The 9,483-nt window shown below is 69.5% G+C and carries 12 protein-coding genes and 2 tRNA genes; 2 read left to right on the top strand and 12 right to left on the bottom strand.

The annotated features are described in order from the left end of the window. Positions 1-772 (top strand): hypothetical protein (locus EF918_RS27390; protein WP_221889760.1); only part of this gene is annotated, 772 nt, incomplete at its 5' end. Between the two features lie 78 nt (positions 773-850). On the opposite strand, the gene clpX is transcribed toward EF918_RS27390, so the two are convergent. The 5 genes from clpX to EF918_RS27415 form a co-directional block, all read right to left on the bottom strand. Beyond that, a complete protein-coding gene (gene clpX / locus EF918_RS27395) occupies positions 851-2,137 on the bottom strand; it encodes an ATP-dependent Clp protease ATP-binding subunit ClpX (RefSeq protein WP_030201461.1) in 1,287 nt (428 codons plus the stop codon). A gap of 103 nt (positions 2,138-2,240) precedes the next feature. Next, a complete protein-coding gene (locus tag EF918_RS27400) occupies positions 2,241-2,918 on the bottom strand; it encodes an ATP-dependent Clp protease proteolytic subunit (protein WP_312847869.1) in 678 nt (225 codons plus the stop codon). A gap of 52 nt (positions 2,919-2,970) precedes the next feature. Next, positions 2,971-3,585, bottom strand: coding sequence for an ATP-dependent Clp protease proteolytic subunit (locus EF918_RS27405; RefSeq protein ID WP_125651591.1), 615 nt, complete (start codon positions 3,583-3,585; stop codon positions 2,971-2,973). 244 nt (positions 3,586-3,829) lie between these two features. After that, the gene (tig, locus tag EF918_RS27410) at positions 3,830-5,218 is read right to left on the bottom strand and encodes a trigger factor (protein WP_185921941.1); all 1,389 of its coding nucleotides are present in this window, start codon (positions 5,216-5,218) and stop codon (positions 3,830-3,832) included. Between the two features lie 166 nt (positions 5,219-5,384). Next, positions 5,385-5,461: transfer RNA gene (locus tag EF918_RS27415), tRNA-Pro, on the bottom strand. A gap of 159 nt (positions 5,462-5,620) precedes the next feature. Between EF918_RS27415 and EF918_RS27420 the strand changes: the two genes are divergently transcribed. Next, positions 5,621-5,691 (top strand) — tRNA-Gly (locus EF918_RS27420). A gap of 66 nt (positions 5,692-5,757) precedes the next feature. On the opposite strand, the gene EF918_RS27425 is transcribed toward EF918_RS27420, so the two are convergent. The 7 genes from EF918_RS27425 to EF918_RS27455 form a co-directional block, all read right to left on the bottom strand. Continuing rightward, positions 5,758-6,906, bottom strand: coding sequence for a site-specific integrase (locus EF918_RS27425; RefSeq protein WP_125651595.1), 1,149 nt, complete (start codon positions 6,904-6,906; stop codon positions 5,758-5,760). After that, positions 6,906-7,124: an excisionase family DNA-binding protein gene (locus EF918_RS27430; RefSeq protein WP_125651597.1), complete on the bottom strand. Its 219-nt coding sequence runs from the start codon at positions 7,122-7,124 to the stop codon at positions 6,906-6,908. Before EF918_RS27430 ends, EF918_RS27425 begins: the two co-directional genes overlap by 1 nt. Further along, on the bottom strand, positions 7,117-8,493 hold the full coding sequence (gene repSA, locus EF918_RS27435; RefSeq protein ID WP_125651599.1) for a replication initiator protein RepSA: 1,377 nt from the start codon (positions 8,491-8,493) through the stop codon (positions 7,117-7,119). The genes EF918_RS27430 and repSA overlap by 8 nt, the downstream gene beginning before the upstream one ends. Further along, complete coding sequence (locus EF918_RS27440; protein ID WP_125651601.1) at positions 8,490-8,720, bottom strand: hypothetical protein; 231 nt, start codon at positions 8,718-8,720, stop codon at positions 8,490-8,492. Before EF918_RS27440 ends, repSA begins: the two co-directional genes overlap by 4 nt. Next, on the bottom strand, positions 8,720-8,905 hold the full coding sequence (locus EF918_RS27445; protein WP_125651603.1) for a hypothetical protein: 186 nt from the start codon (positions 8,903-8,905) through the stop codon (positions 8,720-8,722). Before EF918_RS27445 ends, EF918_RS27440 begins: the two co-directional genes overlap by 1 nt. A 90-nt stretch (positions 8,906-8,995) precedes the next feature. Further along, a complete protein-coding gene (locus EF918_RS27450) occupies positions 8,996-9,229 on the bottom strand; it encodes a hypothetical protein (protein ID WP_125651605.1) in 234 nt (77 codons plus the stop codon). 14 nt (positions 9,230-9,243) lie between these two features. Then, on the bottom strand, positions 9,244-9,483 hold a 240-nt coding region (locus EF918_RS27455), incomplete at its 5' end, for a SpdD-like protein (RefSeq protein WP_125651608.1).

Here is a 9,483-nt window from a genome sequence, read left to right on the forward strand (position 1 = left end):
AGCGCGAGCAGTGGCCGACGGAGTGGACGTACGGGCGCTTCTCGGCGACGATCCGGCCGTCGGCGCGCAGCGCGGCGACGATGGCCGAACGGGCCTCCAGCCGGTCCAGGCCCTGGAAGGGGCCGTGATCGGCGGCGGCGCCTGGTACCTCCTGGGTGACGGCGGCGGCGGGGTGTCCGAGGACACCAAGGGCTACAAGCTGGTGATGCCGGAGGCGATCGGGGAGTACAAGAAGACGACCACGAACCCCGAGAACGGCAAGGACAAGCCGCTGGAGGGCGAGGGCAAGACACGGGCCGAGACCATCGGCGTCCAGAACCCGCGTGGCGTCAACATGAGCTTCGCCACCGGCACCGACAAGACGGCCAAGCAGCTCAACGTCTTCGGCCTGTACGGCGCGATCACCGACCCGGAGAAGGCGGTCGACGCCTACTTCGCCGGTGTGGGCAAGAACAAGGAGAGCGAAGCCCTCGGCTTCAAGTACGAAGTGGTCGGCACGCCTCAGGAGTTCAAGCCGTCGGGCTTCAAGGGCGGCGTGATGAAGTGCGCCAACATCAAGGCCACCAATGCCAAGGCCACCACGTCGACCGCCAATCCGATGGCCCCCAAGGAACTGCTGCTCCCGACCTGCGCCTGGGCGGACCTCTCCACCCTCGGTGGCGTGAACAGCCTCGACCCGTCGAAGGCCGCCCTGGGTGCCCCGAGCGCCACTCTGGACGAGGTGGCGGCCCTGACCGCGAAGGTCTACGGCGCGGTGCGTGTGAAGGCCTGACCCCGGCACCGCACGCAGAAGAAGGGGGGAGCCCCGGCCGGACCGGCCGGGGCTCCCCCCTTTGGCTGTGTCGTGCCGCTACGCCGACTTCTCGTGCGGCCCCTGGTCCTTGGGGACGATGCGGGGCACCAGGGTCGGGTTGACGTTCGAGCGGACCACGTCGGCCGTGATGACCACGCGCGCCACGTCCTTGCGGGACGGGACCTCGTACATCACCGACATCAGGACCTCCTCCATGATGGCGCGCAGGCCGCGCGCGCCGGTCTGGCGGAGGATGGCCTGGTCCGCGATGGCCTCCAGGGCCTCGCGCTCGAAGTCCAGCTCCACGCCGTCGAGTTCGAACAGGCGCTGGTACTGCTTGACCAGGGCGTTGCGCGGCTCGACCAGGATCTGGAGGAGCGCCTCGCGGTCCAGGTTGTGGACGGAGGTGATCACCGGCAGACGGCCGATGAACTCCGGGATCATCCCGAACTTCACCAGGTCCTCCGGCATGACCTCCTGGAACTGGTCGCTGGCCTCGATCTCCCGCTTCGAGCGGATCGTCGCGCCGAAGCCGATGCCCTTGGCGCCGGCCCGGGCCTCGATGATCTTCTCCAGGCCCGCGAAGGCACCGCCCACGATGAACAGCACGTTCGTCGTGTCGATCTGGATGAACTCCTGGTGCGGGTGCTTGCGGCCGCCCTGCGGCGGCACCGAGGCCGTGGTGCCCTCCAGGATCTTCAGCAGGGCCTGCTGGACACCCTCCCCGCTCACGTCGCGCGTGATCGACGGGTTCTCGCTCTTGCGCGCGACCTTGTCGATCTCGTCGATGTAGATGATCCCGGTCTCGGCCTTCTTGACGTCGTAGTCGGCCGCCTGGATCAGCTTGAGCAGGATGTTCTCGACGTCCTCGCCCACGTAGCCGGCCTCCGTCAGCGCGGTGGCGTCGGCGATCGCGAACGGGACGTTCAGCATCCGGGCCAGGGTCTGCGCGAGCAGCGTCTTGCCCGAGCCGGTCGGGCCCAGCAGCAGGATGTTGGACTTCGCGAGCTCGATCGCGTCGTCGCGGCCCTGCGCGCCGCCGTTCTCACCGGCCTGGACCCGCTTGTAGTGGTTGTAGACCGCTACCGAGAGCGCCTTCTTCGCCGGCTCCTGGCCGACGACGTAGCTCTCCAGGAACTCGTAGATCTCGCGGGGCTTGGGAAGCTCCTCCCAGCGCACCTCGCTCGTCTCGGCGAGCTCCTCCTCGATGATCTCGTTGCAGAGGTCGATGCACTCGTCGCAGATGTACACACCGGGTCCTGCGATGAGCTTCTTCACCTGCTTCTGGCTCTTTCCGCAGAACGAGCACTTGAGCAGGTCGCCGCCGTCACCGATGCGTGCCACGAGGTGCTTCCCCTTCGCCTGGGAGACGCCTGGTTCAGCGCTCCTGGTGCCTCATATCCGACGGTACCTTGCCGGGGCCCCGCTGAGGGGCCCCGTGCAAGTATCAGGCCACGTTCATCTTCCGGGTGGAGATGATCTGGTCGATCAGGCCGTACGCGAGCGCGTCCTCGGCCGTGAGGATCTTGTCGCGCTCGATGTCCTCGCGGATCTTCTCGATCGGCGTGGTCGAGTGCTTGGCCAGCATGGTCTCCAGCTGGTCGCGCATGCGCAGGATCTCGTTGGCCGCGATCTCCAGGTCGGAGAGCTGCTCACGGCCGGTACCGCCGGACGGCTGGTGGATCAGGACGCGCGCGTTCGGCAGGGCCATCCGCTTGCCGGGGGTACCGGCGGCCAGCAGGACGGCGGCGGCGGAGGCCGCCTGGCCCATGCAGACCGTCTGGATGTCCGGCTTCACGAACTGCATCGTGTCGTAGATGGCGGTCAGCGCGGTGAAGGAGCCACCGGGGCTGTTGATGTAGATCGAGATGTCCCGGTCGGGGTCCATCGACTCCAGGCACAGCAGCTGCGCCATGACGTCGTTGGCCGAGGCGTCGTCGATCTGCACGCCGAGGAAGATCACGCGCTCCTCGAAGAGCTTCGCGTACGGGTCGTACTCGCGCACGCCCTGCGAGGTGCGCTCGACGAAGCGCGGGACGACGTAGCGGTTGTCGACCGGGGCGCCGGTGTAGAGGCCGCTCGCGGAGAGGTTGTTCTGCATCTGGTGCATCTGGGTGTTCACCATCCTGGTGGCGTTCTGCGGGCTGGGGCTGTCCGTGTACGGTCCGGGGCCGGGCTCAGGCCCCGGTGCCGCCGCCGCCCGGGACGAGGGACGCGGCCGAGATGATCTCGTCGATCAGGCCGTAGTCCTTGGCCTCCTCGGCGGTGAACCAGCGGTCACGGTCACCGTCGCGGATGATCGCCTCGACGGTCTGGCCGGAGTGGTGCGCCGTGATCTCGGCCATCCGCTGCTTGGTGCGCAGCAGGTACTGGGCCTGGATCTTGATGTCCGAGGCCGTACCGCCGATGCCGGCGGAACCCTGGTGCATCAGGATGTCGGTGTTCGGCAGCGCGAAGCGCTTGCCGGAGGTGCCGCCGGTCAGCAGGAACTGGCCCATGGAGGCGGCCATGCCCATGCCGATGGTGACCACGTCGTTCGGGATGTACTGCATGGTGTCGTAGATCGCCATGCCGGCCGTCACCGAGCCACCGGGGCTGTTGATGTACAGGTAGATGTCCTTCTCCGGGTCCGCGGCCAGGAGGAGGAGCTGGGCGGTGATCTTGTTGGCGATCTCGTCGTCGACCTGCTGGCCGAGGAAGATGATCCGCTCGCCGAGCAGTCGGTTGTAGACGTGGTCGCCGAGGCCGCCACCGATGGACGGCTCACCCGCGTAAGGCTTCAGAATCGTCACGTATCCACCTGCTCGTCTCCGACGGCTTCACGTGCCGTCTCAGCGTCTCGTTCGGAGGGCAGTGCCCTCATAGTCATGGACCCTAACGCGCAGGTCGGACAACGCCATCCCGGTTCCCGAACTGTTCGCTCGGAGCGCAAGCTGCCGGGGGCCGGGAACCGGCGGTGCGCGCGGGGAACCGGAAGGGCCCGGACGCGGGTGCGTCCGGGCCCTTCAGCACGGCTCTCAGCAGGCCGTACGGACCTTACTTGGCCTCGTCGGCCGGGGTCTCGGCGTCGCCCTCGGCAGCGGCCTCGGCGGCCTCGGGGGCCTGCTCCTCGTCCTCGTCGGACAGGTCCACGACCTCACCGTTGGTGTCGACGACCTTGGCGGACTCGACGACCAGGGCGAGCGCCTTGCCGCGGGCGACCTCGCCGACCAGCATCGGGACCTGGCCACCCTCGACGACCGCCTGGGCGAACTGGTCGGGGGACATGCCGGAGGAGGCGGCACGGCGCATGAGGTGCTCGGTGAGCTCCTCCTGGTTGACGTTCAGCTTCTCCTTGTTGACGAGCTCGTCCAGGAGGAACTGGGTCTTGATGCCCTTGACGGCCTGCTCGCGGGTCTCGGCCTCGAACTCCTCGACCGTCTTGCCCTGGAACTCGAGGTACTTCTCGAGCGACAGGCCCATCTGGCCGAGCTGGTGGTGCTCCAGGTTGTGCTTGCGGGTGTTGATCTCGTCCTCGAGCAGCTTCTCCGGGACCGGGATCTCGGCGAGCTCGATGAACTTCTCCAGCACGCGCTCCTGGGCCTGGGTGGCCTGGTCGTACTGCTTCATGTTCTCGAGGCGCTTGCGGCTGTCGGCCTTCAGCTCCTCGAGGGTGTCGAACTCGCTGGCGAGCTGGGCGAACTCGTCGTCCAGGGCCGGCAGCTCACGGGCGGAGACCTTGGTGACCTTGACGGTGACCTCGGCGTCCTTGCCCGCGGCGGAGCCGCCCTTCAGCTGCGAGGTGAAGGTGGCCTCGCCACCGGCCTCCAGGCCCTTGACGGCCTCGTCGATGCCGTCGAGCAGCTCGCCCGAGCCGATGGTGTAGGAGACGTCGCTGGCGACACCGTCCGGCAGCACCTCGCCGTCGACCTTGGCCTCCAGGTCGACCGACACGACGTCGCCGTCCTGGGCGGCGCGCTCGACCACGTTGGTGGAGGCGAAGCGGCTGCGCAGCTGCTCGACCGACTTCTCGACGTCCTCGTCGGAGACCTCGATCGCGTCGACCTCGACCTCGATGCCGGAGTAGTCCGGGATCTCGATGGTCGGGCGGACGTCGACCTCGGCGGTGAAGTTCAGCGTCTCGCCGTCCTTCAGCTCCGTGATGTCGACCTCCGGCTGACCCAGCGGGTTCAGGTCGGCCTCGTTGACCGCGGCGGTGTAGAACTTCGGCAGCGCGTCGTTGACGGCCTCCTCCAGCACGGCACCGCGGCCGAAGCGCTGGTCGATGACCCGGGCCGGGATCTTGCCCTTGCGGAAGCCCTTGACCGTGACCTGCTGGTTGATCTTCTTGTACGCCGCGTCGAGGCTGTCCTTGAGCTCCTCGAAGGGCACCTCGACAGTGAGCCGAACCCGAGTCGGGTTCAGGGTCTCCACGGCGCTCTTCACGGTTCGGTCTCCTTGTGGCTGACTTCTGGGGTTCTGCTGGCGCTGCATGTTCAGCGACTCAGCGGATCGGGCCCGGTACATCAGACACACGGGCACGCAGCTTGCATAGTAACCGCAAGCGGGAAGCAGCCCACAACGCGATCTTCGCGGTGGAGGTGGGTGGTGCTGGTCGGGGTGGCCGGATTCGAACCGACGACCTTCCGCTCCCAAAGCGGACGCGCTACCAAGCTGCGCCACACCCCGTCGGTGCGACACGTAGGGTACATGCCCGGAGACGGTCCGACGCCCCTGGTTTTCCGCTACGCCCGCCCGACCCCGCCGAAAGGGGTGTGCGACGCCCCGGCCCGACCCGCTAGGATGCTGTCCGTGCCACGGTCGACCACCGTCCGACGGCACCGCTGTGCGGGCGTAGCTCAATGGTAGAGCCCTAGTCTTCCAAACTAGCTACGCGGGTTCGATTCCCGTCGCCCGCTCTTGATGGCTCAGGGCCAGGTCGGAGGGTGATTTCTCCGCCTGGCCCTGATGCGTTTCCGATGCCTCTACGGGTGCGGCGTGTCCCCCGCGTGCCCCTTCGAGCGGCCGTGCCTCTTGAGCGCGGTGACGATCATCGCGTCGATGCCGTCCGCGATCTCCTGCTCCCGCTTGAGCGAGCCGTGCTGGTAGATCAAGGCGGCCCGGGTCGAACTTTGACCGAGACGGATCATCAACTCCCGCGTGCTCGCGTCCGTGTGCGACGCCAGGGTGTTCCCCGTGTGCCGAAGATCATGAAACCTCAGGCCGGTGACCCCTGCCTCGGCGCACGCCTTGTGCCAGAGCCCGTTGAAGTGGTTGCGGCGGGGCGTGGCCCCCTTCGCCCCGACGAAGACCCGGCCGTCGGCCCCCGGCTCGGCGAACTGCTTCATGTGCGCGACGACCGCCGGCATGACCGACCGCGGAATGGCCACGGACCGCTTGCCCGCCTCGCTCTTGGGCGCCTTGTAGATCCGCTCCCCACTGTTCAGCTCCGAGATCGAGCCGCGGACCCGCACCATGCGCGCGTCGAGGTCGATGTCCCGCCGGCGCAGGGCCACCAGCTCGCCCCAGCGGAGCCCGCAGAAGGCGCCGATCAGGACGAGCGCGCGGTAGCGGGCCTGCGAGGCCTCGGCGATGGCGAAGACGTCGGGGATAGAGGCGGTCGGCCGTTCCGGCGTGTTGACGGTGCCGCCGTTCTTGATCTGGCAGGGGTTGCGGCGGATCAAGCCGTCCTCCACGGCGGTCCCCATGATCGTGCGCATGAGCGAGTAGGCCTTGGCGACGGTGCTGGCCCCGGTGCCGGCGTCCAGCCGGGCCCGCCGCCAGGCCCGTACGCCGGCCGGGGTGATGTCGGCGATGGCGTGCCGCCCGAAGGTGGGGACCAGGTGGACCCGCACGAGGATCTCGTACAGCTCTTCCGTGGTCGGCCCCAGGGGACGTTCCCTGACCCACGCCTCGGCGTACTTCTGGAACGGGACCTTCGCGGCGTCCGGGTCCCGCCAGTCCCCCATCCGCATCTCGGTCTGGACGTCGGCGAGCCAGTCGTCCGCCTCACGCTTGGTGCGGAACGTGTGGGGAGCGGGCCTCAGCTGCCCGTCCGGGCCGACGTAACGGGCCTGGTACCGACCGGACGGGAGTTTGCGCACCCGCCCGAACTGACGACGCTTCCCGGCCATCAGGCAGCCACCCCCTGAAGGCCGGCTCCACCACGCCGACGGGGCGCGACGGTGTGAGCGGCGAGGTACTCGCGTACGGCGCTCTCGGGGATCCGGACGTGCCGCCCCACCTTGACGAAGGTGATCCGCCGCTCCTCCACCAGGCGGCGCGGGAACCGCACGGTGGTCCCGAGGATCTGGGCGACCTGGACGACGTTGAGGAGTCGCTCCTCATTCATGCTGCTCCCCCTTCAGGGCTTCGCGGGCGGTTTCGCGGTTGAGCTGGATGTCGCGGGCGATGGACGCGGCGAGGAGGGACTCGCCGGGGGTGTGGCCGTGGCCGGCGTACTGCCAGGAGGCGAGGACGAGCACGCTGTCCGGGTCGGTGTCGGCGAGGCCGCGTGCTTGGCGTTCCTGTGCGGCGCGGTAGTCGGCGCGGGCCTGGCGGAGGGCGGTGAGGGTGGTGGAGTACTGGCGGGACTTGGTGGAGAAGTGGCCGCGGAAGCCGAGCATGTGGGCCCAGGCGGCGAGGCGGCGGTCCGGGTAGAGGCGGTCCAGGTCGAGGCAGGCGGTGATGAGGCGGGCGGCGTGGTCGGGGACGTCGAGGAGGACCAGGGCCTCGCGGTTGCCGATGCGGCGGTCGAGGGTGCCGGTGTTCTCGGCGGCCTTGGTGGCGTACTTGGCGACGTAGGAGGCCACGGCCTGTTCGGTGATGTCGCAGCCGTCGCCGAAGGCCTTGATGGGGCGGATGTCGAGCTGGGTGCCCCACCGGAGGGCGCGGGCGGGTTGGTCGGCGGCGGCCGGGACGGTGAGGGAGGTGTAGGGGTGGCGGGCGGCGGCCCGGATCGCTTCGGTGAGGAGCCGGGTGCTGGCCCAGTGGGGCGGCGGGCTGAGAGGTCCTGCAGGGCCGTCGAGGCGGATGACGGCGTGGAAGTGGATGGCCCCGCGCTTCTGGAACTCGGCGACCTTGCCGAAGGAGACCCGGCAGGACTCTTTGAGTTCGCGTTGGGTGAGGCCGGCGCGGGCGGCGATCTCGCGGCGCAGGCGGGTGGTGAAGCGGGACCAGAGCTGACCGGCGTGGTTGTTGAACAGGACCGCGCCCGCGTAGTCGTAGGTGGTCGGGTCGAGGGCCGTGCCGAGGACGTCCTCGCCGGGCGTGTGCGGGGTGCCGCAGCGGCAGGTGCCGGTGTCGGGGCGGTTGTGGACGGGGCCGAAGGAGGGGGCGGTGAGGGTCGCGAAGACGCGGGGGTGGTCGCGGACGGTGGCGGGGATGTCGCGGCGGTCGTCGCCTGCGAGGCCGGCGCGGATGAGGTGGAAGGTGTCGCCCGCGTAGGTCCAGGCACAGGACGGGCAGCGGGAGGCACGGCGGTTGCCGCAGGCGATGCGGAGACGGGCGCCGGGCTCGTCGGTGGTGGAGTAGCGGTGCAGGGTGGCGCCGGTGGTCTTGTCCTGGGTGAGGGACCATCCGGTGAGGTGGATCGGGTCGGAGCAGCCGCCGGTGCGGTGGACCTGGTCCCGCCAGCGGTCGAAACCCGGGGCCCCGGCCACCTTGAGCAGGTCGCCCAAGGTGGCCGGGTCCAGGTCCGCGAGGGTCGCGGGGTGGGTCACCAGCGTCGCCCCCTTCGGGGGGTGTTGGCGTCGTCGCACGACGGTCCGGAGTGCGAGCCGCTGGGCTTTTTGCCGACCTCACCGCGGGAGGCGTCGTAGTCCTCGTGCGCGTAGTGGACGCGGTGCTTGAACGCGCTGTCGGCGCTGGCGTCCGCGATGATCTGCTCCACGTTGTCCTTGAAGCGGTCGTCGTCGCTGGTGGGAGGGTTGCGGCGGAAGATGCCCATCAGACCTGCACCTCCTTCGCGGTGGCGAGGGGCCGGTGGGCGCCGGTGCCGTGGCAGGCCGGGCAGTGGGCGGTGACGGTGCGCAGGTGGCCGGCGCTGTTGCGGCCGCCGAGGGTGACGGCGACGGAGGCGTGGCCGTCGCAGTTCGGGCAGATCTGCCGCGGGGCAGGGGTGTGCTGGGCCATGATGGTGCTTCCTTCCGGATCGTTGGGTTCGGGCAGGAGCACGGCGCCGGGACGGTCGAAGCTTGGTGGCATGGCCGTCCCGGGGCCGGCTCAGCGGCGGCGGTTGCGCCGGGGCTTGGAGTAGGCGGGCGGGATCGCGTCGTAGGCGCGGGCGCCCTCGGCGAACGAGGACAGGTCCCCGTCGCTGCCGTTGATCTGTCGCTTGATCTTGTTCATCGTCTTGCGGTCGCCGTGGCGGCGGGCGTTGGCGTACTCGCGCCCGAGTTCGGCCATCGCCGGGTCGGCCGGGGCAGACGCGCTCGTGGCGCGGCGGAAGATGCCCATGTCAGGAACTCCTTTCAGCGGGTGCGGGACTGGTGCAGCAGGGAGCGCAGGACGACGGCGCAGACGGCGACCGAGGCGCCGGTGACGGCGACGGCCAGCAGCATCGAGACCAGGACCGCGCCGACGACGAGGACCAGGCCCGCGCCACCGGCGACGACCGTGACGAGGCCGGCCGGGGTGAGCTGGAGGCCGCCGGGCCGCTGTACGCGGGGCGGGGCCGGGGCCGGGGCGTGCTGGTGGTGGCAGTCGCAGGC

This window comes from Streptomyces sp. WAC06614, assembly GCF_003949795.1.
GTDB lineage: Bacteria > Actinomycetota > Actinomycetes > Streptomycetales > Streptomycetaceae > Streptomyces.